Genomic DNA, 23,351 nt, shown 5'->3' with positions numbered 1-23,351 from the left:
AGGCGCTGGTGTGAAAGTCCCGTTCACCTGGAAGGTCACCGGCTGGTTCATGGTCGGCTGGTCCCCGGAGTTTCCCGTCGGCGAGGCGCGGCCGCTGCAGTATTTCGGCGAGGACCTGGTGGCCTACCGCGACGAGCAGGGCGAGCTGCACGTCCTGGAAGCGCACTGCAAGCACCTGGGCGCCCACCTCGGCCACGGCGGCAAAGTCGTCGGCGACTGCGTCGAGTGCCCCTTCCACGGCTGGCGCTGGGGCCCGGACGGCTGCAACAAATACATCCCCTACCAGCCCGACCGGCCCAACCGCGGGCTACGGCTGAAGGTGTATCCCGTCCGCGAGCAGTACGACTGCGTCTTCGTCTGGCACCATCCGGACGGCAAGGAGCCGCAGTGGGAGATGCCCGACATCTTTCACAAGTTCCCGCAATTCGAGACGGACCCCGCGGCCTATTACCGCGCATACCCGGAGTTCTCCCGGCGTGCGGAGCGCGAACCGGTGCACCCGCAGATCGTGGCCGAAAATGCGCCCGACAGTGCGCATTTCGAGTACGTGCACCACGCCACCGTGACGCCCAGGGTGCTGGAGTGGAGGATCGTCGACCAGGAATGGCAGTTCATCGCCGGCTGGCCCGACGCGCGCAGCGACAACCCGGACGACCTCGCATTGCGGTTCCACAGCCACCTGTTCGGCCTCGGCGGCGCGATCAGCGTCTTCGAGGGCGCCCAGAATCATCGGCTGATCTTCACCTGCACGCCGGTCGACGACGAATGCTCGGACCTGTTCTACTCGATCTGGTGGCCGCGACTGCCCGGCGACACCGCGGATGTCCCCGAGGGCAAACTGCGGGAGGTCATCAAGAAGCAGTTCCTGTCCACCGTGTTCGACGATTTGCAGATCTGGCGTTACCAGAAGTACGTCGAACACCCCGCGCTGTCGAAGACGGACGCGAAAGGCTATATGGCGCTGCGGAAGTGGGCGACCCAGTTCTACGACGTCGCGCCGGTGGGCGCCCCCGCATGACGGATCGGCTGGCCGAACTGATCGCGCCCGCGCACACCGCACTCGTCACCCAGGAGTGCCAGGGCGCGGTGATGGGTCCCGACGCCGGGCTGGCGATGCTCGCCGAGGAAGCCCGCCGCGAAGCGCTGCCCAACATCGCGCGCCTGCTGCCGGCAGCCCGGGCGGCCGGGGTGCGCATCGTGCACTGCCTCGTGCAGCGCCGGTCCGACGGGCTCGGCTCCAACCACAACGCAAAGATCTTCGCGATGGGCGGCGGGAACCGGGTGGACATCACGCCCGGCACGCCGGGTGCGGAACTGCTGCCCGAATTGGGGCCGGAGCCTTCGGATTTGGTGTTGCGCCGCTGGCACGGCGTGGGCCCGATGGGTGGCACGGACCTGGACGCGGTGCTGCGCAATCTCGGGGTGTCGACCATTGTCGTGGTGGGCGTCTCACTGAACATCGCCATCCCCAACCTCGTCATGGACGCCGTCAACGCCGCCTACCGGGTGGTCGTCCCCCGCGATGCGGTCGCCGGCATACCCGCCGACTATGGTGCAGCGATGATCGCCAACACGCTGTCGCTGCTGGCCACCATCACAGGTACCGAGGACCTGCTGCGGGCCTGGGACGAAGGAACGCGATGACCGATACCGCGCCGGAAGTTCGTGGCGGATTTCCCGACGTCAGACCCGTCGAGAATGCCCCTGCGGAACTGGGCCCGTTCGTCGCCGCGCTGCGCCGGCTGCAGGACCTGACGGTGTCCACCAGGCCCGATCCCGAGTTGTGGGCCGCCGCGGCCGCGCACCTGGAGAACGCCTGCGCGCTGCTCGACGGCCACCAGGTCCCGGAGACCGAGGCGGTGGCCGGCCGGGTGCTGACGCTGCCCGGGCTGGCCCATCCCCTGATGCCGCCCTGGCTGGTGACCGAATCCGGTCCCGAGGGCGTGACGATGGCCGGTCACTTCACCACCTCGCACATCGGCGGGAACCGGGCCGTGCACGGCGGCATGATCCCGCTGTTCTACGACTGGCTGTTCGGCATGGTGGTGACGTCCGCGGACATCCGCCCGACGCGCACCGCCTTCCTGCACGTCGACTACCGCAACATCACCCCGATCGACCAGCCACTGACGGCCCGGGGCCGCATCACCGACATCGAGGGCAGGAAGGTTTTCATTGACGCTACTATGATAGCCGCCGATGGAACCTTGCTCAGCGAAGCCAACGGCCTGATGGTCCGACTGCTCCCCCACCAGCCGTGAGAGGCACGATGTCCGACACCACAACAACATTCACGGTCCCGGCCGTCGCGAAGGCCGTCGCCGCCGCGATCCCCGATCGCGAGCTGATCATCCAGGGCGATCGGCGCTACACCTATGCGCAGGTGATCGAACGCTCCACCCGGCTGGCCGCGTACCTGCATTCGCAGGGGTTGGGCTGCCACACCGAGCGCTCCGCGCTCGGCGGTCATGAAGTGGGCCAGGATCTGTTGGGCCTCTACGCCTACAACGGCAACGAATTCGTCGAGGCGTTGCTGGGCAGCTTCGAGGCGCGCGTCGCCCCGTTCAACGTCAACTTCCGCTATGTGAAGAGCGAGCTGCAATACCTGCTGGCGGACGCCGGCGCGACCGCGCTGCTCTACCACGCCGCGTTCGCACCGCGAGTCGCCGAGATCTTGCCCGAGCTGCCACAGCTGCGCGTGCTGATCCAGATCGCCGACGACTCGGGTAACGAGTTGCTCGAGGGCGCGGTCGATTACGAGGCCGCGCTGGCGTCGGTGTCCCCGGAGCCGCCGCCCGTGCAGCACTCCGCCGACGACCTGTACGTCCTGTACACCGGTGGCACGACGGGAATGCCGAAGGGCGTGTTGTGGCGCCAGCACGACATCTTCATGACGTCCTTCGGCGGACGGAACCTGATGACCGGCGAGCCGTCGAGCTCCATCGATGAGATCGTCGAACGCGCCGCCTCCGGGCCGGGCACCAAGCTGATGATCCTGCCCCCGCTGATCCACGGTGCGGCCCAGTGGAGTGTGATGACCGCGATCACCACGGGCCAGTCCGTCGTGTTTCCCACGGTCGTCGACCATCTAGACGCCGAGGACGTGGTGCGCACCATCGAGCGGGAGAAGGTCATGGTGGTCACGGTGGTCGGTGACGCGATGGCGCGCCCCCTGGTCGCCGCCATCGAGAAGGGGATCGCCGATGTGTCGTCGCTGGCGGTCGTCGCCAACGGCGGCGCCCTGCTGACCCCGTACGTCAAGAAACGCTTGATCGAGACGCTGCCGAACGCCGTCGTGGTCGACGGTGTCGGATCGTCGGAGACCGGGGCGCAGATGCACCACATGTCGACGTCGGGGGCGGTGGCGACGGGGACGTTCAACGCCGGGCCGGACACTTTCGTTGCCGCCGAGGACCTTTCGGCGATCCTGGCACCCGGGCACGACGGGATGGGCTGGCTGGCGCAGCGGGGCTACGTTCCACTCGGCTACAAGGGCGATGCGGCCAAGACGGCCAAGACCTTCCCGGTGATCGACGGCGTGCGCTACGCCGTCCCCGGCGACCGCGCGCGCCACGGCGCCGACGGCTCCATCGAGTTGCTCGGCCGCGATTCGGTGACCATCAACTCCGGCGGCGAGAAGATCTTCGTCGAGGAGGTCGAAACGGCCATCGCGTCACATCCCGCCGTCGCCGACGTGGTGGTCGCCGGCCGGCCCAGCGAACGATGGGGCCAGGAGGTCGTCGCCGTGGTGGCGCTGGCTGAAGGTGCCAGCGCCGAAGCGGCGGAACTGGTGGCCCACGCCGCGCAGACGCTGGCGCGCTACAAGCTCCCCAAAGCGATCGTGTTCCGCGCGGCCATCGAGCGGAGCCCGTCCGGCAAGGCCGACTACCGGTGGGCGCGCGAGCAGGCGGTCAATGGCTGACCGGCAGCGCCGGTAGCCGCTGAGGAGGGCGCAGGCCATGTCATTGCTGCAGAAGGACGAGACGCTGACGGCCTCGGCCCAGGTGCGCGCGTCGGCCGACCAGGTTTACGCCGTGATCGCCGACGTCACCAGGATCCCCGAGTGGAGTCCCGAGACGCGACGCGCAACGTGGCTGTCGCCCAACCGTTTTCGCGCTTGGAACCGCCGACGGCTCGGCCGGTGGCGGACGGATGCCGAAGTCGTCGACGCGTGGCCCGGACACAAGTTTTCGTTCGTGGTGCAGGCCATGGGCGGCGACTGGACGCAATGGACATACCTGATCGAACCCGGTACCACTGCGGGTACCGCGCGCCTCACCGAAACCTTCCGGATGTGCGTGCCGTTGACGCTCGGCGCTGTGGTTTTCGAGCGCCTGTTCCTGTTCGTCCGGGATCGTCGTAGCGATCTGCAAAAGAACCTCGAGACGTCCGTGGGTCGGATCAAAGCGATTGTGGAGGCAGGGAACTCATGAAGTACCAAGGCCGTGTCGCCGTGGTGACGGGTGCCGGCTCGGGCATCGGCCGCGCCTTGACGCGGGCACTGACCGAAGAAGGCGCGCACGTCGCGGCGTCCGACATCGATCCGAATGGCCTGGCCGAAACCCAGGCCGGGTGTCCGCCCGGGCAGGTCACGCCGTATCGGGTCGACGTCGCCGACCGGGATGCGGTGCTGGGCTTCGCCGACGAGGTGCACCGGCAACACGGGCCCGCCTCGCTGGTGTTCAACAACGCCGGAGTCGACCTGTTCGCCGGCGTGGCGGACATGTCCTGGAAGGACTTCGATTGGCTGATGGGCATCAACGTCGGCGGCGTCGTCAACGGCACCAAAGCCTTTCTGCCGCAACTGATCGAGGCAGGCTCCCCCCGGAGCCCCTCCCGACTGGTGAACCTGTCCAGCGCGTTCGGTCTCATCGCGATTCCCTACCAGGGCGCTTACAGCACTTCAAAGTTCGCGGTGCGTGGCTTCACCGAGGCGCTGCGCCAGGAGATGATCATGGAAGGCCGTCCGGTGACCGTGCACTGCGTGCATCCCGGCGTGGTGCGGACCAACTTCCGCGCGAACATGCGCACCTCGGATACCGAGGATCCCGATCTCGCGGCCAAGCTCTTCGACCGGACGGCGCTGACCTCGCCCGCCAAGGCCGCTCGGCTCATTCTGCGTGGCGCGGAGAAGAATCGGGCCCGGATCCTCATCGGCCCCGACGGGCGGGCGATGGCGGCGATGCCGCGGCTGCTCGGCGTGCGCTACGCGGACCTGCTGGCCCGCGCCGCGAGGCTGACCAGCCCGGGATCCGCACGCGCCGACCGCTAGACCTCGCTAGCCGCGCGGGTGGCCGCGGAGCCGCCGGCGGGTGCGAGCGCGTGTCATGCGCATCATCACCTCGGCGCCCAGCCGCAGGGGCCGGCCGAACGGCGGCGCCGCGCTTCCGGTGATGCTGAAGGGCAGGTCATTGCCCACCACCGTGCGGTGATGACTGAACGCATCGAAACCGGCCTTGCCGTGGTAGGCGCCCATCCCGCTGCGGCCCACTCCCCCGAACGGCGCCGCCGACGGGATCATCTGCGCCGCAAAGTCATTGCGGGCGACCCCACCGCTGCGGGTGCTGCGGACGAAGGCCCGGAATTCGGCATCGTCGGGTCCGTACCAGTACGCCACCAGCGGCGTCGGTCGGGCATTGATGTATTCGATGGCCTCGGCCGGCCGCGAATACGCCTTGACGACGAGAACCGGACCGAAAACCTCCTCGCCGGCGATCTTCATGCCGTCGTCGACATCACGGATGATGGTGGGTGCGATCTTGCGGGAGGCACGGTCCGGCAGCGACTCCCCCACCGGCGCAATGGTTTCCACCGTGGCACCCCTGCCCCGCGCATCCTCGATCAGCCCGACGACTCGGTCGAAATTCGCCTGATTGACACTCGAGCAGTAGTCCTTGTTCGCCACGATCGTGGGGAACATGTCCCGCAGGGTGTGTCGCGCGGCGTCAACGAAGGCCTCCAGCTTCTCCTCGGGCACGAACACGTAGTCGGGGCACACGCAGACCTGGCCCCCGTTGACCATGCGAGCCTGGGCGATCCGTGCCGCCGCGCGCCGAACGTCGGCAGCCGGTGCGACGACGACGGGGTTCTTGCCCCCGAGCTCCAGCGTCACCGGAACCAGATTCTGTGCCGCCGAGCGCTGCACCAGCGCCCCGACCGACGGTGAGCCGGTGAAGAAGAGATGGTCGAACGGCAACCCTGCGAAGGCCGCCGCCACGTCGGCACCACCGGTGACGACGTGCAACTCGTCGGGGTCGAAGTACTCCGGTGCCAGCGAGGCCATCAGATCGGCGGTATGCGAGGTGACCTCCGACATCTTGATCATCGCCCGGTTGCCGGCCGCGAACGCGGTGGCCGCGGGCAGGACAACGAGATTGAGCGGGAAGTTCCACGGCCCGATGATTCCGATCACCCCGAGTGGTGAGGGCTGAACCTCCGCCCGCAGTCCGCACAGCCGCGCGGCCGGCAGCAGCTTGGTGGGCCGCATCCACTGGGCCGCATGGGATCTGGTGTGCTCGATGACCGAGAACATCCCGATGACCTCGGTGAACAAGGTAGCGGCCTTGGAGCGGGTGCCGAAGTCCGCCGCCATCGCCTCCACGAACGCATCGGTGTGGTCCACCACGAGTGCCATCAACCGATCGATGCGGTTGCGCCGCACCGCCAGCCCGGGCGGCCCCTCATCCACGAACGCCTGGCGCTGCCGCGTAAGGACGGCGCCCAGCTCAGCGACCCGCCGTTCGAGTGCGGCGGGAGCGTGTCCGTCGAGTGTGCTCATGAATCACCTTCGGTATCCAACCCGCGAGCGACCTCGCCGGTAATGCCCATATTGCTACTGTAATAATTACAGTACGATCTTACGAAGAAGTGTTCGATCGTGCTGAGATCAAGATGCTGGAGATCAGGTGACGACCAACGTTCACACCGCCGCCGGTGCCGGCGACGAAACCGTCAGCCTGCGAGACCCCTACCCGTTCTTTGCCCGCAAACGGCGGGAGGCCGGCGTGTTCGCCGGCACGGTGATGGACTATTCCAAGACCCCGGAGTCGCTGCTGCCCAAGCAGGAGTACTCCGCGATGTCGTTCGACGCCGTCAACACGGTGTTCCGGGACGGCCGGGTGTTCAGCTCCAAGCCGTACGACAAGACCATCGGCCTGTTCATGGGGCCGACGATTCTGGCGATGGAGGGCAAGAAGCACCGTGAACACCGCAACCTGGTGTCCGCGGCCTTCAAATCCAAGGCGCTGGCCCGCTGGGAGCCGACCATCGTGCGGCCGATCTGCAATGCCCTGATCGACGAGTTCATCGGAACCGGCACAGCCGACCTGGTCCGGCAGTTCACGTTCGAGTTTCCCACCCGGGTCATCGCCCGGCTGCTCGGGTTGCCCGACGAAGACCTGCCGATGTTTCACACCCGCGCCGTGCAGTTGATCAGCTACCACGTCAACTACGAACGCGCCTTCGAGGCTTCGACGGCGCTCAAGGACTATTTCGTCGAGCAGATCGAACAGCGCAAGTCCAAGCCCACCGAGGACATCATCGGCGACCTGGTCACCGCGGAGATCGACGGCGAAAAGCTCACCGACGAAGCGATTTATTCGTTCCTGCGGCTGCTGCTGCCCGCCGGCCTGGAGACCACCTACCGCTCCTCGGGGAACCTGCTGTATCTGCTGCTCACCCACCCGGAGCAGTTCGCCGCGCTGCAAGCCGACCGCGAGCTGCTGGCACCGGCCATCGAGGAAGGGCTGCGCTACGAGACACCGCTGACCACCGTGCAACGCTTCACGACCGAAGACACCGAGTTGGAAGGCGTGCAGATTCCGGCCCGTTCGGTGATCGGGGTGTGCATCGGTTCGGCGAACCGCGACGAGCGGCGCTGGGACCGCGCCGAAGAGTTCGACATCTTCCGCAAGCACACGCCCCACATCTCGTTCGCCGCCGGAGAGCACACCTGCCTGGGTTTGCATCTGGCGCGGCTGGAAACACGCGTCGCGATGGAATGCCTGCTGAACCGGCTGACCAACCTCACCCTGTTGACCGATGATGACCCGCACATCCACGGTCAGCCCTTCCGGTCCCCGAATGCGCTTCCGGTGACGTTCGACGCGAAGTAGGGTCGGCAAAATGGTCAAAGTCATGTCGGGCTTTCGGGTCTTGGAGCTTGCGCAGTTCACCTTCGTTCCGGCGGCGGGAGCCATCCTGGCCGACTGGGGAGCGGACGTCATCAAAGTCGAACACCCGGCCCGCGGCGACACCCAGCGCGGGTTCTTGAATATGGGTGGCATTCAAGTCGATCCGGAACGACACCCGCTGATGGAACATCCCAACCGCGGCAAACGCAGCGTCGGCATCGACGTCTCCACGCCCGGCGGTCAGGAGGTCATCTACGAGCTCGCCAAAACCGCGGACGTGTTCCTCACCAACTACATGCCCGCGCAGCGCCAGAAGCACAAGTTCGACGTGGAGCACATTCGGGCGGTGAACCCGAACATCGTGTACGCCCGTGGCTCGGCCTACGGCGACAAAGGCGCCGAGCGTGACACCGGCGGCTATGACGGCACGGCGTTCTGGACGCGCAGCGGCATCGGGTACGCCCTGACCCCCGAGGAGCTGGGCGACGCACTGGGACAAGGCATTCCCGCGTTCGGCGATTCGATCGGCGGCATGTTCATCGCCGGTGGCATCTCGGCCGCGCTGCTGCATCGCGAGCGCACCGGTGAGGCCGTCGAGCTCGACGTGTCGCTGCTGAGCACTGCCTGGTGGGCGGCCGGCGCCAGCGTGACGCAGGGCATGGAGACCGGCGAGGTCATGCGCACCCCCATGCCGGGTTCCGGCGCGCCGTCGGTGAATCCCTTCATGGGCAACTACGAAACGTCCGACGGCGGCACGATCAACCTGTGCATCATCAGCCCGACCGGGCTGATCCGCGACACGTTCGAACACCTGGGCATCCCCGAGGCGGCCGACGATCCCCGCTTCTCCGACGTGCTCCCGCTGATCCAGAACGCCGACGCCGCCGCCGAACTGATCGCAAAAGCTTTCGCCGCCAAGCCCTTTGCCTATTGGCGACAACACCTTAAGACCATGAAGGGCCAATGGGCGCCGTTCCAGAGCCTCATCGACCTGGTCGACGACGAGCAGGCGATCGCCAACGACATGATCGCCGAAGTCGAGCTCGCCGGCGGCGGCAAGCCGTTCCGCGTGGTCCGCGGCCCCGTCCAGTTCAACCACGAGCCGTTGACGACGACGCGGGCGCCGCAGGCCAGCGAGCACACCGAGCTGGTCCTGATGGAGCTCGGCATGGACTGGGACCGGATCGACGAACTCAAGAATGCAGGAGCTATTGCGTGAGGAGTGGCGCGGCGTGAATGATGTCGCCATCATCGGCGTGGGCTTACACCCGTTCGGGCGCTTCGAGGGCAAGTCGGCGATGCAGATGGGCGTCGACGCGATCCACGCCGCTGTCGCCGACGCCGGTATCGCTTGGCGCGACGTCCAATTCGCCACCGGCGGCAGCTGGACGGTGGCCAACCCGGACGCGATCGTCGGCATGGTCGGGCTGACCGGCATCCCGTTCACCAACGTGTTCAACGCGTGCGCGACCGCGGCCAGCGCGGCCAAGGCGTGCGCCGACGGTATCCGACTGGGCGACTACGACATCGGCATCGCCATCGGACTGGACAAGCACCCGCGCGGCGCGTTCACCGAAGACCCCGCCCTGGTCGGCATGCCGCGCTGGTATGCGCAGAACGGGCAGTATCTGACCACCCAGTTCTTCGGCATGAAAGCCAACCGTTACCTGCACGACCACGGCATCTCGCAGCAGACCCTGGCCAAGGTCGCGGCCAAGAACTTCCGCAACGGGGCCATGAATCCCAACGCCTTTCGCCGCAAGCCGATCTCCGAGGAAGACATCCTCAACTCGACGATGCTCAATTATCCGCTGACCCAGTACATGTTCTGCGCGCCCGACGAGGGCGCCGCCGCCGTGGTCATGTGCCGGGCGGACATCGCGCACCGCTACACCTCCAAGCCCGTCTACCTGCGGGCGGTGGAGGTCCGCACCCGCCGCTACGGAGCCTACGAGGTGAACACCACGTGCGCCCCGGTCGAAGAAGACGTGGCCCCAACGGTTTACGCCGCCCGCACCGCCTTCGAGAAGGCGGGCATCGCCCCCGACGATGTCGACGTGATCCAGTTGCAGGACACCGACGCCGGCGCCGAGATCATTCACATGGCCGAGTGCGGGTTCTGCGAGCACGGCGATCAGGAGAAGCTACTGGCCGACGGCGCCACCGAGATCAACGGTGCGATGCCGGTCAACACCGACGGCGGGCTGATCGCCAACGGCGAGCCCATCGGCGCCTCCGGTTTGCGGCAGATCCACGAGATCGTGCGCCAGCTCCGCGGTGAGGCGGGCGATCGTCAGGTGCCCGGCAACCCCAAGGTGGGATTCACGCAGCTCTACGGCGCGCCGGGCACCGCCGCGGCGACCATCCTCACGACCTGACGGCGTCAAGAGGCTTTCTGCGCGACCGCGCGAAAGTGCACGACGTCTTCCCTGCGGTTTCCTGTTGCGTGGGTGAACTCGAAGCCCGCCGGTTCGGCGAGGTCGCGCAACTGCGGCACGCTCAGCCGGTCGGGATCGGACGGCATCTCCACGAAAACAAGTCGGCCACCTGGCCTCAAGACGCGGTGCAGCGAGCGTAAGCATGCCTGGCTGGTCGGGCACCTCCCCTATCACCGCCGCCAGAAACGCCACATCAAAAGCGTTGTCGGGGAACGGGAATTGCTCGCTTGCCTGCCCACTGGTGAAGCCGACATCAACGAAGCCGGCCCGCTCGAGTCGGCGCCGAGCCTTCTCCAGCATTTCCGGCTGGAGGTCGAACAAGTCGAGCCTGCCATCGGTGAGCTGGCGAGCGATCTCGACGCTGAAGAAACCCGGGCCCGGTCCGAGTTCGAGAACCCGCTCGGTGCCGGTCAGGTCCAAGGCGTCGATGATGCGCCGGGGCGGCATCAGCGCTCGCCGAACTGGATTGTCCAGAAGAAACGTCGCTTGATGCGGAAAGGGGGACGGTCCCGGATCGCGCCTTTTCCGCAGCAGCGCGCCCACCCATGTTGTCGCCATCAGACCTCCTTCCATCGAAGTTAGGGTAACCTAACTCGACGGCAGGAAGCAACGGCGTCGGCAAGCCGGGGGCGCGTCGAGTGTTAATCCTCGGCTTTGAGTGTCATTACCGGGCGACGACGCGCCGGCAAACCCCGCCGCAAATTCACACCCAAAGCCCTAGCCTCACATTGGATTTCGCTGGTGCGAAGCGCTAGCCGCGGCTACGAGGCTTTCTGCGCGACGGGCGCGTACGCCGGCTTGCCCAGACCCAGCACGTACTGCGCGATCATGTTGCGGAACACCTCGAGGGTGCCGCCATAGATCCCGACCAGCGGCGCGAACCGGTACACGTACTCGGCGGCGCCGTCGTCCGCCCCGTCGGTGCCGACGGGCAGCGTCGACGCCGTGCCCAGGATGTCCATCAGATCCGGGGAGATGTCACGCATCGTCTGGGCCAGCGCGACGCGTCCGAAGATGCTGGGCGCGCTCAGGGAGGCTTCCATCCGCGCGGCGCTGCGGCCCAGGCGATAGGCCACCGCGGCGTCGTCGATAAGCCTGCGCCCGTTCGGGTCTGGCTGCGTTACTTTGGCCGCCGCCTTGTCCAGCGCGTCGGCCATGAAACCGGCCTGGTGCATCATGATCGACACGTCTTGCAGCCCGTCCGGTGCGGCCGCGACCGCCCCGTGCTCGGTGTTGAGGGGCTCGCGCAACACCGTCCAGCCCGCGTTCACGTCGCCCAGGCGATACTTGTCGTCGACGCGCACGTCGCTGTAGTAGACGATGTTGGTGCGGTCGCCGTCGACGGTGCGGATGCCCTGGATCTCGATGCCCGGGGAGTTCAGCGGAACCAGGAACATCGTGAGGCTCTTGTGCTTCTGCGCACCCGGGTCGGTGTTGGTGATGAGGAAGACGAACTGGCAGTTGTGCGCGCCGGTGGTGAACATCTTGGAACCGTTGATAATCCAGCCCCCATCTCCCGAGCCGTCACGCACCGCGCGGGTCTTGCAGGTGGCGATGTCGGACCCGCCCTCGGGTTCGGTGTAGCCCAGGCATAGCCGGACATGCCCGCTGAACACGCCCGGCAACACCTCGTCCCGCAGTTCGGCCGAGCCGAACTTCGCGACCGAGCGGGCCACCATGGCGGTGGTGCCCCAGGTCACCCAGGGCACGTGCGCGCGCCGTTTCTCCAGTTCCCAGATGCGCCGACGCACCCTGCTGAAGCCGCCGTCGGCCTCCGACTTCCATTCGCGTTCGAGGTAACCGGCGGCGCCCAATGCCAGGTGCACTCCTTCGTCGAAGTTGTCACCCGTTTCGCGGTCCCTGCGCTTGACGTCCTCGGTCACATGCGTGCGCAGGAAGTCGCGCGCTTCTTCGAGGAACCGCTGATCGTCGTCGGACAGCGTGACTCGTGAGAAATCCACTTAGGCGCCCTTTCCACTTTCGCGCGCGGCGACCAGCTCGCCGACATACTTGGCGCTGGCGCCGGGATCCCCGCCGGCCAATGCCCAGCCACGGGCTCGCACCAGATATGCCGTCGCGGCGGCCTCCGCCGAAACGCCAAGTCCCCCTTGGATATGCACCGCCATGGTCGCGGCCTTCGCCGCCTCCTCGGCCATGAACACGAACGCCGAGGGCGCCAGCTCCGGGCGCTCGTGCGGCTCGTTGTCCAGGAACCAGGCCGCGCGCCGCGCCAGGTTGCGACCGCCCTGCACGGTGATCGCGATGTTGGCCAGCGGATGCGAGATGCCCTGCAGCGTCGAAATCGGCACGCCCAACGTGTAGCGGGTCTTGGCGAATTCGGCGGCGATGGTCATGGTCTCCTCCACCAGGCCCACCAACGCCGCCGCGCTCAGCACCCGCCACTCATCCAGCGCCCGTTGATATTCGGCCAGCGCCTCGGATCCGCCGGCCAGCACGGTGCGGGTATCGGCGGACGCGGGATCCACCCAGGCCATCGGCAGCCGGCCGATGTTGTCCACCTTGGTCGGGCGCGTGCCGAACGTCAGCGCGACGACGTCGTCGCCGTCGCGCACGATGATCTGGTCGGCGATCGACCCGGTGGGCAAAAGCCGCGCCCCGGCGGCGCTGTCGTGCTGCGGGTCGAAGGCCGCGAGTCGCTTGCCGTGGACCACATCGGGTTCGACCGCGCCGAGGCGCGCGAGCAGCCGTGCGGTGCAAACCTGGTCGATCCACGGTACCGGCGCCAGCGACCGGCCGATCTCCTCGGCCACCAGGGTCAGGTCGACGAGCGTCGCCCCGTCCCCGCCCGCGTACTCGGGCACCGCCATGGTCGTTGCGCCCATGGCGCACAACCGTTCCCACAGATTCTTGTCGAAGCCGGTTTCCTCCGCGGCGCGCACGGTTTCGATCGAACAATGCGTCTTGAAGAAATCGCGGTAGGCGGCCTGCAACGCCTCGTGATCCGACGTCAGGCTGTAGTCGAGCCTACGTAGTTCATAGCGGTCCATCCTCAGCCTTCCTCCTGGCCACCGAAGAAGAATTCTTGGGCATTGTTGTAGAGATAGTTGTCGAGCACGTGGGCCGGCAGGTCCAGCCCGGCCGCTTCGGGAACCACGCGGTGCATTTTGAGCACCGGCCAGTCGGAAGCGAAGATCACCTTGTCCGGCCCGCGGGTCCGCATGTAGTGCAACAGGCTCTCCGGCAACCGTTTCGGCGACCACGCCGACGTCATCAACCGCAGGTTGGCATATTTGATCAACAGCCTGATCGCGATGTCCCACCACGGGTCCGCGCCGTGAATCATGCACAGCTTCAACTCCGGGAATCGCACGCAGACCCGGTCGAGGTGGATCGGATTCTGCACCTCCCCGGGGATGGGTGGTCCGGGGATGCCGGTGTTGATACACAGTGGCAGCTCGAGCTCGGCGCACTTGGTGTACAGCGGGTAATAGACGGCATCGCTGGGCGGGTATTGGCCGTCGCCCCAAAAGCTCGGTCCCACAGCGGCATAGGCGACGGGCAGGTCGTCGACGATGGCGGACAACTCACGCAGGGACGGCATCGGGCGCAACAGGTTGACCCCACCCATCGCCAGGGCGAACCGGTCGGGCTTCTCCTCGACGAATTTGCGCGCGGTCACCGACGGCGTGGCCAGGTTGTCCATCAAGATCGCCTTGCGCACACCCTGGGCGTCCATCTCCTCGAGCAGCTTCGACAACTCGACCGGTGCGAACATGGACTCCGGCCCCTTGAAGTAGTCGTCCCGCACCTTGAGCATCCAGGTCGGCTGCTGCTCGGTCTCGCCGAAGTGCACGTTGACCAGGCAATCGATAGCTTTCATGTCGACATCGGCGCCTTTGCTGTTGCGTGACGTTTCGCCCAACGGTAATCGGCCTTCCCGTTGCCCAAGCGCTGAACCCGCTCGACGACGAGGAACTCCTTGGGCGCCTTGAACCGCGCCAGTCGCGACGTGCACAGCGTGTGGAGCTCCTCGGCGGTTCCGGTGGCGCCGTCGCGCAGTTCGACGAGCGCGACCAGCTCTTCGCCCCAGCGCTCGCTGGGCCGGCCGACCACCAGCGCGTCGGCGACCGCCGGGTGGGCGCGCAGCACCTCTTCGACCTCCTCGACGAAGACCTTCTCGCCGCCGGTGTTGACCACCAGCGAGTCGCGGCCGTACAACCGCAACGCGCCGTCGGCTTCCAGTGCGGCGCGGTCACCCGAGATCACCACTCGCTTGCCGTCGATCTCGGGGAAGGTCTTGCGGGTGGCGTCGGGATCGTCAAAGTAGCCCAACGGTATTCGCCCTTCCCGGGCGACCCAGCCCACTTCCGGCTCGCCGGGGGAGAGGAAGTGGCTGTAGTCCTCGGAAAGCACCAAGCCGCCTTCGCGCAGCGTGAAGGTGTCGGCCTGGGAGCCGCGCCGGCTGTGGCCGAAGCCCATGTTCCCGGTCTCCGATGAGCCGTAACCGTTGATGAGGGTGATGTGGGGTAACAGCTCCAGCAGGGCTTGTTGATACTTGGGATTCGTTGCGGCGCCCCCGGTCCCGATGGCGTACAGCGAGGACAAGTCGTAGAAGCCGCCCTGCAGCTCGGCCACCAGTGGCGCGGCGTAGGCATCCCCCACCATGGTCATCAGGCCGACCTTTTCGCGCTGCGCGGTCTCCCACACCAATCGCGGTTCGAGCTTGCGGCCGGTGTCATACATCACCACGGTGGTGCCGGCCATGATCGCCGAGAAGGCCGTCCACATGCCGGCCGCGTGCATCAACGGCGAGACGGCGAACCATGGCGCACCGGCGTTACCGCGCACCTTGTCGTGGATCTCTTCCGCGCAGGCATGATCGGCCCCCACCATGGAGGACACATAGATGTCGGACTGTCGCCACAGCACGCCCTTGGGCCGACCAGTGGTGCCGCCGGTGCAGATCATCAGCAGATCGTCCGGGGACGCCGTCACCCCCCGGCCGGTATCCCCTTGCGCCAGTGCGTCATCCAACGACACCGCGCCCGACAGTTCCGCAGCGCCGCTGCCGTCATCCACGGACACCAACAGGTCGACGCCGGCATCCGTGAGCACGTCGGCGAATTTCGCGCCCAGCCCGCGGTGGTAGATGACCGCTCGGGGCTTGACGTAGTCGAGCAGCTCGCGGACCTCGTTCGGCGTGTAGTAGTAGTTGATGTTCACCGGGACGGTGCGGGCCTTGAGGCAGCCGATGACCATGTCCGGGTACAGGTCGTTGTGCATGACCAGCGCCACCCGGTCCTGCCCGCATTCCCAGTTCTGCAGCGTCGCGCGCTCCCGATGTGCCCCTAATCCGTTGCCCGCCAGGAAGTTTGCCAGCCGGCGGGTGCGCTCGGCCGACTCGCGAAAGGTGCTGCGGCGGCCGCCGCATACCGTCATCGTCCGGTCCCCGACGACGTGGGCGATTTCGTCGAGAACCGCCCCTATGGTCCATTCGCTCACTGGTGTAGCCGGCCTCGGGTGATCAAGGGAGGTCAAGCGGCCGAGCCGACTTGGACGCCGAGCAAGTCTAACGCATTGTCCCGCATGATCTTTCGAACGTCGGACTCGCTGAAGCCCTTTAGCTCCTCGGCGAACGACACCGGCGATTCGAGGCCTTCCCCGTGCGGCCAGTCGGAACCGAACAGGATCTTGTCGACGCCGATGGCGCCGGCGAGGTCGGCCAGATCGTCCTCGTAGTAGGGCGCGATCCAGACGTTGTTGCGCAACTGCTCCACCGGGTCCTCGGGGAAGTACTGGGGTTGGGTGTTGGCCGCCTTCTTCAATCGCTTGATCAGCCGGTGCACGAAGTACGAGCCGTTCTCGATGCTGACCGCCTTGAGTTTCGGGTGACGGGTGAACACGCCGTGCACGATCATCGACGCCATCGTGTCGTGAATGGCGCGGTCGTCGAGCAGCACCTGATCCAGCGGATCCTTGGCGCCGAAGCCCTCGAACGTCGCTTTGCCGCCCCAGGCCGCCGCGATGTGCAGATAGCCGCTGTCGGACAGGTGGAATCCGACCGGCACCCCTGCCTCGGCCAGCCGCGCCCAGACCGGGTCGTGGCTGCGATCGCCCAGCGACCGCGGCTTGACCAAGCCGGGCACCGGCGCCGGGCGCACCAGCACCAGCTTGGCGCCGCGCGCGAGCACGAACTCCACCTCTTCGATGGCCTTGTCCGGGTCGGCCAGCGAGATGATCGGTGCGGCAATGATTCGGTGATCGGGACGGTCGAAGCCCCAGTCCTCGTCGAGCCACAGATTGAACGCGTGCACCGACGCCATCGTCGCCTCGATGTCGTGCTTGAGCGCCTCCTCGACTCCGCATCCGAACGTCGGCAGCATGAACACCGTCTCGATGTCCTGGGTGTCCATCACCGCGATCCGGGCGTCGCGGTTCTGATACTCGGGGTGTTCCGCCAGCCGCTCGACCTTCATCAGCGAGGCCGGATCGACCCCGTCGGGGATCTCGCCGCGGAAGAGCAGGTCGAGGCAACCCGGCACGATGATCGGGTCGAAGGTGGGGTTGGGGATGAAATGGTTGATGCGGCCGCCGATCACGGCCCAGGTCCGCTTGCCCTCGTTGACCATCTGGACGCCCCGCCCCCTGAACTTCTTGTCCAGATAGCGGGTGAACGAGTCCAGCGGCTCGTAGTAGTGATTGTCGACGTCGATCGCCTGGTAACCCAACTCAGCCATGATCATCCTTTCCGCCATTACCGGCGAACACTAAGCGTCGGTCGAATCGAGCGACGGGAATTGCGGCGGCCGCTTCTCGAGAAAACTGGTGATGCCCTCGATGACATCGGGGCGCGGCATCGCCTCGTGCAACAAAACTTCGGCGAGCGAATTGGCCTGCTCGACGTCGCGGGTCGCGTCGCCGTATACCTGCCTCTTGATCACCGCCATCGACGCCGGGGAGCAATTCGCGGCGATGTCCTCGGCGTATTCCAGCGCGCGCTTCATCAAATCGTCCGGCGCGACAACCTCTTTGACCAGACCCAACTCGGCCGCCTCCTCGGCGAGAAACGTCCGCCCGCTCAGCAACAGATCGAGGGCGACGCCCCAGCTGGTCAGCCGCGGCAGTATCCAAGAGATGCCGAACTCCGCGATCAGACCCCGACGCGCGAACACCGCGCCGAACTTCGCGCCGGCGGCCGCGAACCGGACATCGCACATCAGCGCCTGGGTCAACCCGATGCCGACACACGCCCCGTTGACGGCCGCGATGACGGGCTTGCGCAACGTCGTCACAAAGTGCGGCGGGCGCTCCCCGACCAACTCGGCCAGATTCGTCTGACCGGCCTTCTCCATCGTCTCGCCATAGCCGGGTGCCGAACTTGGCGCGCCCAAATACGCGCCCGCGCAAAACCCCCGGCCCCGGCCGGTCAACACGATGACCCGGACGGCCGGATCCTGTTCGGCGCGATCGATCGCCGCATAAAACCCGGCGGCGATGTCGGGGCCCCAGGCGTTGAGCCGATCCGGGCGATTGAACGTCAGAACCGCCACACCGGTTTCAGTGGTCTCATACAGCACCGCCGCATCGGTGACCACGCGGTCGGCGGCGCTCATCAGACCGTCCCCTCATAGCTGATCGACTGGCGAGTTTGTACCCATACTGTATACCTATCGGTACTGCATTCCACAACTGCCGCGATCCGGCGGCGAAACCCCGACTAAACAGCGGTTTCACGCACCGCGACGCCGACTCGGGCGCCCGCGGGTCGACGGCCCGGCGGGCGACGATTTTGACGCGGTCGTAACCGCCGAATCGGGTGCCGGAAATGAATTTTCGGCGGCAACCGGCCGCCGACGTGGCAAGACTTAAATGTTGTGGTGTGGGACACGTTGCTGCCACGTTTGCGTCGGCCGCGCGATCGGGAATCCCGGAACAAGCCAGCCAGTCGACAAGGGAGGTAGACGCAATGGTTGACGTCAAGAGTGGTCCGATCGAACTCGTCCGTGGCATCGTCGAGGATGCCCTCGGGAAGACCAAGCAGGTCATCGGGATCATCATCGGCAATGACAGCCTGGCCGAAGAGGGCAAGGCTCAGCAGGACAAGGCGGAAGCGCAGCGCAACGCCGGCAAGAAGGAAGCCGCCGCCGAGAAAGCCCGCGGCAAGGCCAAGGCCTACGAGGAGCGCGAGCGGGCCGAGCAGCAGTAAACGGTCAGCTAGTCGAGCGGGCCCGGTCACTGACCGGGCCCGCTTCGCTGCGTAAACCCTGCTACCGCAACGCGGTTTCCAGCAGGCCCAACCGCTGGTAGGCGTTTTCGATCTGGGCTTTCGCCTCGGCGGGCAGCTCGGCCTGCGGGGGGCGGGAGTGCGGATACGCGCCGATGGGCAGGCCCAGCAGCGATGCGGCGTACTTGAATGCGCCGCCCCAGTGGGTGAAGTAATCCGCGCGGCCGGGGTAACAGGTCCACCAGGATCCGACGTCGAGGTCGAACTGGTCCAAGCCCGACTCACGGCCGTAGTCCATGGCCTCGACGAGTTTGTCGCTCTGGATGAGATCCCAGTATTCGGAGAACAGTCGCCGGGTGGGCGTCTCGAAAAGGTAGCCGGCGGTACCCAATTGCGCCGGACAGACGATCCCGTCGCGCAGCCAGCCGGCCCGGTAGACGGTCTTGTCGCATTCCCACACCGCGAGGCCGGGCGCCAGCTCATGCAGCATCCGGCTGCTCGCCGGCCGGAAGGCGCCTTCCTTGGTCGCGCACACCGCGGGAACTTCGTCGTAGATCCGGGCGCTCTCGGCGGGCGTCAAGACGTAACCCGAGGACGGCGAGTTGAACATGCCCAGGGCGATATCCGTCCGCGCCGCCACGTATTTGAAAAAGCGCAGCACGCCGTCACCCCCGTGCGCCTCCATCATCGGCGTTTGGATGTAGGCGATGTCGGCCCCCGCCTCCTGCGCGTGCAGCGTCAGGTCCAGGCAGTCCTTCGCCGACATCGCCGCCGTGCACGCCTGCACCACCACGTCGGGATTGATGCCGCGCGCTTCCTCGACGGCCACCTCCAGCAGGCGTTTGCGTTCCTCGATGGTCAGCGACCAGAACTCCGCGATCCCGCTGGTACACCACAACATCGGATGCCCCAGATCACCGACGCAATAGCGCACCAGCGTCCGATAGGCCTCCCAGTCGATGTCATCGCCGTCGGTGCCGCAGAACGGCGTGTAAAGGGAGTCACCGATCCCCCGCAATGCGCCCGACGCCCACGCCCGCGCCTCCGCTGCCGTAGCCACAATCGACTCCTTTTGTCTGCCAATCGATTTCTTCGACCCGTCGTCAGGTGAAGTCCGAACCGCCGTCGACGTTGATGTTGGCGCCGGTCATGTAGGAGTTGCGCCGCGAGGCGAGGAACGCGGCGACCGGGCCGATTTCCTCCGGCAAGCCCGCACGCGGCATGTGCGCCGGATGACCGAAATGCTTGCCGATGGCGTCCATCAGGGCGTAAGGGTCATTGCCGTCGACCCCCACCGAATTCGCCCAGCCGATCAGCGATTCCGATGCGATGCTGCCCGGCGACACCACGTTGACCATGATCTCGTCCTTGGCCAGCAGCAGAGACAGGTTTTTCGACACGCTGGTCAGCATCGACTTCGCCGCCGTGTAGGCGGGCAGCATGACGCTTTGCCGCTGCGTCGAGTGTGCGGAGAAGTTCACGATCCGGGCCCATTGCGCCTTGCGCAACAGCGGAAGCGCCGCGCGGACGCAGCGCACCATTCCCAGCACGCCGTCTTCGACGGATTGCCGCCACTGGTCGTCGGTCAGCTGCTCGAACGTGCCGGCCGCGCCCGGTCCCACCGTGATAACCAGCGCGTTGAGTTCGCCGTCCCATCGCCGGGCGAGCTCGCCGAACACCTCGCTCACCGCACCGTCGTCCCCGATGTCCGCCGTCAATCCGATCGCGTCCGGGCTACCGCGCTGCGTGAGATCGGTCACCGCGGCGTCCAGGGCGTCGCGGCTGCGGCCTATCACCGCGACCCGGGTGCCTTCGTCGGCGAAGCAGCGCGCCGTTGCCAATCCCATGCCGCGGCTACCGCCGACTACCACCGCCGTGGCATTCGCCAGCCCTAGATCCATTGCGTAATCCGTAGCCCCAGTCTGGTCATTTTCGCCTGTCCAGCCGCTTTACCAAAAAGCCTACGATAGGTATTACAGTAGCAGAGGGATAATGTGACACGAAGGCGTATACGCAGGTCAAAAAAGAAGTGCCGGTAAATTCAATCGTACCGGCAGCACGGCTGCCAGACCGCATACCCGGAACGGATTTTGATGGAGGTGCCCGTAGTGGCAAAACAGGCAACCGCCGATAAGCGTCAACGACGCGAACGCGGGTCCATCAATCCCGACGACATCATCAGCGGCGCATTCGAACTCGCGGAGCAGGTGTCGATCGACAACCTGAGCATGCCGCTGCTCGGCAAACATCTCGGCGTGGGTGTGACGAGCATCTACTGGTACTTCCGCAAGAAGGACGACCTGCTCAACGCGATGACCGACCGCGCGCTGAGCAAGTACGTGTTCGCCACGCCCTATGTCGAGGCCAGCGACTGGCGTGAGACCTTGGCCAACCACGCGCGCTTGATGCGTAAGACGTTCATGGGCAACCCAATTCTGTGCGACCTGATTTTGATTCGAGCCGCGCTTTCGCCGAAGGCGGCGCGGATGGGCGCTCAGGAGATGGAAAAGGCGGTCGCCAATCTGGTGCAGGCCGGGCTGTCGCCGGAGGATGCCTTCGACACCTATTCGGCGATTTCGGTGCACGTGCGCGGTTCAGTGGTGCTGCAACGGCTCTACGAAAAGAACCAGTCCTCGGACGTCGGTCCCCGGGCCATCGAGGACGCGGTTGCGATCGACCCGGAGAAGACGCCGCTGCTCGCTCAGGTGACCGGGATAGGCCACCGCATCGGCGCCCCCGACGAAACGAATTTCGAATACGGACTCACCTGCATCCTCGATCACGCCAGCCGGCTGATCGACGAGAGCAACGGATCCAAGGGCGGCAAGGCGGCGCCGTCGCGGCAGCGCAAGCCGGCCAAGTCGGCGCCGGCCCGGGGCCGGACCAAGGCGACAGCGGCTCGCTAGCGCCCCGAAAGGGCTTGTCAGCCCTCGGGTTCCGGGACGTGGAAGTGCTCGTCGCGTAACCGGAACGCCTCCCTGGCGCCGTGCTGCGCGCGGGTCTTGACGAAGTTGAATTCGCCCGGCCCGAATTGCAGGTTGGTGCCGAGCGCGTGGAACAGATAGCTGGCGACCTCTTCGCCCTGATACGCCTGGCTCTGCTCGACCAGCCGGAATGCCTCCTTGGCGATGACGACCCCGTCGGCGGGCATCTTCGCCGCCTTCTCGGCCCAGTAGCGCGCGCGGGCCGTCACCGCGCCGGGTGCGCAGGTGTCGGTGAAGATTCCCAGGTGCTCGATCTCGCCCGCCTCGATGATGTCGCCGGTCAACAGCAGGCGCCGGGCCAGCACCGGGCCGAGCCGGTGAAAGAACATGTGCAGGCTGCCGAGGGCGGGGCCCAGGAACCGTGTCGCGGGCATGCCGATCTTGGTGTCACGCGCGATGACCGAGATGTCGGTCATCAACGCCATCTCGAAACCGCCGCCGAGCGCGTAACCGGCGATCTCCCCGACCGTCACCTTCGGGAATCCCATGAAATTGTGGTAGAAGCCAAAAGACTTGCGGTCCACCGTAAGTCGTCGCCGCTGGCTGGGGCGACGTTTGGCGGCCCGGTCGGCACCGGCCGCCTGGTCCGGTGGCGCGGACGAGCCGTACCATCCGTAGGCGTTGTTCATGTCCGCACCGGTGGAGAACACCCCCTCCGCCCCGCGCAGTAGCACCACCGTCAGGTCGTCGTCCTCGGCCACCTGATCAAGGCATCGGGCGACGGCCTCACGCATTGCCGCGTCATAGGAGTTGCGTTGTTGGGGATTGTTCAACGTGATGGTCGCGATGCGCCGATCGGGATCGATGTCGAAGAGCACGCGATCGTCAGAGGTGCTCGAGGCGGTCATGTATCGGACTCCTTTCGGCGCCTGCCGAACCGCGATCCGGCAAGCTTTTCCGGCCGTGACGCCAACGTGTTGACCTCGCCGGTACAGAGGACTTCGTCGTGAAGCGACAGCCGCCCGGTCGACGTGATGCCGCGTTCACCCTCCGTGCGGGCTATGTCGAAGCGCAGCTCGGTCAACACCGGGGTCGGCCGGCGGAAGGTTACGACCAGGGATCGTGTCTTGCCGGACAGGCCGGTGACGCAATTGTGGTGCTGGATGACGCAGTCGAAGAAGACGCCCAGGAAGCCGCCGTGCACCAGGCCCGGCGGCCCTTCGTACACCAGGGGGAATTCGACAGTGCCCGTAGCGTTCTCGGCGTCGAGTCCGTCGAACCGGTACTCCGGAAAGCACGGGTTGTATGCACCGATGTCGGTCGCGTGGTTGAGGTAGACGCGGCGCGGATCGTCGGGCAATTCGCCGATGCGCGGTGCGTTGTCCGCGGGCGCCGCGGCGACCAGCTCGCCTTCCCACTCGGCGAATTTCTCCAGCATGGCGTCCACCGCGGGGTGTGGGTGCTCGAGGGACACCAGCAGCGAACTCAGGCGCCGCATGGCGGCAGCGGCGGCCACGGTCTGGGCAAGCGGCGCCTCGCCGAATCTGGCGTCGCCGTTGCCCGTCGACGCGCGCGCGGCATGCCCCTCCGACAAAGTCATCGCGCCACTCCTCCTCATCGCTGTGCTCTGCATCGTCGCCGGCGCGGTCATCGCGCCACTCCTCCTCATCGC

The 23,351-nt window shown here is 66.4% G+C and carries 22 protein-coding genes and 1 pseudogene; 11 read left to right on the top strand and 12 right to left on the bottom strand.

Going from position 1 to position 23,351, the window contains the following annotated elements; genetic code table 11:
- Positions 1-10: 10 nt before the first annotated feature.
- The 6 genes from A5624_RS12580 to A5624_RS12555 are packed head-to-tail and all read left to right on the top strand — an operon-like array spanning position 11 to position 5,272.
- Complete coding sequence (locus A5624_RS12580) at positions 11-1,018, top strand: Rieske 2Fe-2S domain-containing protein (RefSeq protein ID WP_066866576.1); 1,008 nt, start codon at positions 11-13, stop codon at positions 1,016-1,018.
- Positions 1,015-1,644 (top strand): cysteine hydrolase, encoded by a 630-nt coding sequence (locus A5624_RS12575; protein ID WP_066866574.1) that lies wholly within the window; start codon positions 1,015-1,017, stop codon positions 1,642-1,644. The genes A5624_RS12580 and A5624_RS12575 overlap by 4 nt, the downstream gene beginning before the upstream one ends.
- Entirely contained in the window at positions 1,641-2,261 is a 621-nt protein-coding gene (locus A5624_RS12570) for a PaaI family thioesterase (protein ID WP_066866572.1), read from the top strand. The genes A5624_RS12575 and A5624_RS12570 overlap by 4 nt, the downstream gene beginning before the upstream one ends.
- Positions 2,262-2,269: 8 nt before the next feature.
- Positions 2,270-3,922: an acyl-CoA synthetase gene (locus tag A5624_RS12565; protein ID WP_066866570.1), complete on the top strand. Its 1,653-nt coding sequence runs from the start codon at positions 2,270-2,272 to the stop codon at positions 3,920-3,922.
- Between the two features lie 37 nt (positions 3,923-3,959).
- Positions 3,960-4,433: an SRPBCC family protein gene (locus A5624_RS12560; RefSeq protein ID WP_066866568.1), complete on the top strand. Its 474-nt coding sequence runs from the start codon at positions 3,960-3,962 to the stop codon at positions 4,431-4,433.
- The gene (locus A5624_RS12555) at positions 4,430-5,272 is read left to right on the top strand and encodes an SDR family oxidoreductase (RefSeq protein ID WP_066866565.1); all 843 of its coding nucleotides are present in this window, start codon (positions 4,430-4,432) and stop codon (positions 5,270-5,272) included. The genes A5624_RS12560 and A5624_RS12555 overlap by 4 nt, the downstream gene beginning before the upstream one ends.
- A gap of 6 nt (positions 5,273-5,278) precedes the next feature.
- On the opposite strand, the gene A5624_RS12550 is transcribed toward A5624_RS12555, so the two are convergent.
- Positions 5,279-6,778: an aldehyde dehydrogenase family protein gene (locus A5624_RS12550; protein ID WP_082990555.1), complete on the bottom strand. Its 1,500-nt coding sequence runs from the start codon at positions 6,776-6,778 to the stop codon at positions 5,279-5,281.
- A gap of 127 nt (positions 6,779-6,905) precedes the next feature.
- Between A5624_RS12550 and A5624_RS12545 the strand changes: the two genes are divergently transcribed.
- Genes A5624_RS12545 through A5624_RS12535 form a run of 3 tightly spaced genes read left to right on the top strand, consistent with a single transcriptional unit; the run spans position 6,906 to position 10,510 of the window.
- The gene (locus A5624_RS12545; protein WP_066866563.1) at positions 6,906-8,114 is read left to right on the top strand and encodes a cytochrome P450; all 1,209 of its coding nucleotides are present in this window, start codon (positions 6,906-6,908) and stop codon (positions 8,112-8,114) included.
- Between the two features lie 22 nt (positions 8,115-8,136).
- Positions 8,137-9,351, top strand: coding sequence for a CaiB/BaiF CoA-transferase family protein (locus A5624_RS12540; protein ID WP_066866650.1), 1,215 nt, complete (start codon positions 8,137-8,139; stop codon positions 9,349-9,351).
- Positions 9,352-9,364: 13 nt separating this feature from the next.
- The gene (locus A5624_RS12535; RefSeq protein WP_066866648.1) at positions 9,365-10,510 is read left to right on the top strand and encodes a thiolase family protein; all 1,146 of its coding nucleotides are present in this window, start codon (positions 9,365-9,367) and stop codon (positions 10,508-10,510) included.
- Between the two features lie 5 nt (positions 10,511-10,515).
- Here the strand turns inward: A5624_RS12535 and A5624_RS29490 are convergent.
- The 7 genes and pseudogenes from A5624_RS29490 to A5624_RS12500 all read right to left on the bottom strand — a co-directional run bounded on the left by A5624_RS29490 (position 10,516) and on the right by A5624_RS12500 (position 18,144).
- Positions 10,516-11,113: pseudogene (locus A5624_RS29490) on the bottom strand (class I SAM-dependent methyltransferase).
- A gap of 218 nt (positions 11,114-11,331) precedes the next feature.
- On the bottom strand, positions 11,332-12,531 hold the full coding sequence (locus A5624_RS12525; protein WP_066866560.1) for an acyl-CoA dehydrogenase family protein: 1,200 nt from the start codon (positions 12,529-12,531) through the stop codon (positions 11,332-11,334).
- A complete protein-coding gene (locus A5624_RS12520) occupies positions 12,532-13,578 on the bottom strand; it encodes an acyl-CoA dehydrogenase family protein (protein WP_066866558.1) in 1,047 nt (348 codons plus the stop codon).
- A 2-nt stretch (positions 13,579-13,580) separates the two neighbouring features.
- Positions 13,581-14,411, bottom strand: coding sequence for an amidohydrolase family protein (locus tag A5624_RS12515; protein WP_066866556.1), 831 nt, complete (start codon positions 14,409-14,411; stop codon positions 13,581-13,583).
- The gene (locus A5624_RS12510) at positions 14,408-16,033 is read right to left on the bottom strand and encodes an acyl-CoA synthetase (protein ID WP_066866554.1); all 1,626 of its coding nucleotides are present in this window, start codon (positions 16,031-16,033) and stop codon (positions 14,408-14,410) included. Before A5624_RS12510 ends, A5624_RS12515 begins: the two co-directional genes overlap by 4 nt.
- 32 nt (positions 16,034-16,065) lie before the next feature.
- Positions 16,066-17,268, bottom strand: a complete 1,203-nt coding sequence (locus tag A5624_RS12505) for an amidohydrolase family protein (RefSeq protein ID WP_066866647.1) — start codon at positions 17,266-17,268, stop codon at positions 16,066-16,068.
- Positions 17,269-17,298: 30 nt separating this feature from the next.
- Complete coding sequence (locus A5624_RS12500; RefSeq protein ID WP_066866552.1) at positions 17,299-18,144, bottom strand: enoyl-CoA hydratase; 846 nt, start codon at positions 18,142-18,144, stop codon at positions 17,299-17,301.
- A gap of 353 nt (positions 18,145-18,497) precedes the next feature.
- Between A5624_RS12500 and A5624_RS12495 the strand changes: the two genes are divergently transcribed.
- The gene (locus tag A5624_RS12495; protein ID WP_066866550.1) at positions 18,498-18,737 is read left to right on the top strand and encodes a CsbD family protein; all 240 of its coding nucleotides are present in this window, start codon (positions 18,498-18,500) and stop codon (positions 18,735-18,737) included.
- A gap of 61 nt (positions 18,738-18,798) precedes the next feature.
- Here the strand turns inward: A5624_RS12495 and A5624_RS12490 are convergent, their stop codons facing one another.
- Complete coding sequence (locus A5624_RS12490; protein WP_066866548.1) at positions 18,799-19,815, bottom strand: dihydrodipicolinate synthase family protein; 1,017 nt, start codon at positions 19,813-19,815, stop codon at positions 18,799-18,801.
- A gap of 43 nt (positions 19,816-19,858) precedes the next feature.
- Positions 19,859-20,656 carry an SDR family NAD(P)-dependent oxidoreductase gene (locus A5624_RS12485; protein WP_066866546.1) on the bottom strand — a complete coding sequence of 266 codons (798 nt, stop codon included), beginning with the start codon at positions 20,654-20,656 and terminating at the stop codon, positions 19,859-19,861.
- Positions 20,657-20,848: 192 nt separating this feature from the next.
- Here A5624_RS12485 and A5624_RS12480 point away from each other — a divergent pair, with 192 nt between their 5' ends.
- Positions 20,849-21,661, top strand: a complete 813-nt coding sequence (locus A5624_RS12480; RefSeq protein ID WP_066866544.1) for a TetR/AcrR family transcriptional regulator — start codon at positions 20,849-20,851, stop codon at positions 21,659-21,661.
- Positions 21,662-21,678: 17 nt separating this feature from the next.
- Here the strand turns inward: A5624_RS12480 and A5624_RS12475 are convergent, their stop codons facing one another.
- Together A5624_RS12475 and A5624_RS12470 are read right to left on the bottom strand one after the other, a co-directional pair.
- On the bottom strand, positions 21,679-22,587 hold the full coding sequence (locus A5624_RS12475) for an enoyl-CoA hydratase/isomerase family protein (protein WP_066866540.1): 909 nt from the start codon (positions 22,585-22,587) through the stop codon (positions 21,679-21,681).
- Positions 22,584-23,279 (bottom strand): hypothetical protein, encoded by a 696-nt coding sequence (locus A5624_RS12470; protein ID WP_197505165.1) that lies wholly within the window; start codon positions 23,277-23,279, stop codon positions 22,584-22,586. The genes A5624_RS12475 and A5624_RS12470 overlap by 4 nt, the downstream gene beginning before the upstream one ends.
- Positions 23,280-23,351 lie beyond the last annotated feature (72 nt).

Source organism: Mycobacterium sp. 1482292.6 (assembly GCF_001672995.1).
In the GTDB taxonomy this organism is placed as follows: Bacteria; Actinomycetota; Actinomycetes; order Mycobacteriales; family Mycobacteriaceae; genus Mycobacterium; species Mycobacterium europaeum_A.
This window is presented reverse-complemented; position numbering and strand designations above follow the sequence as displayed.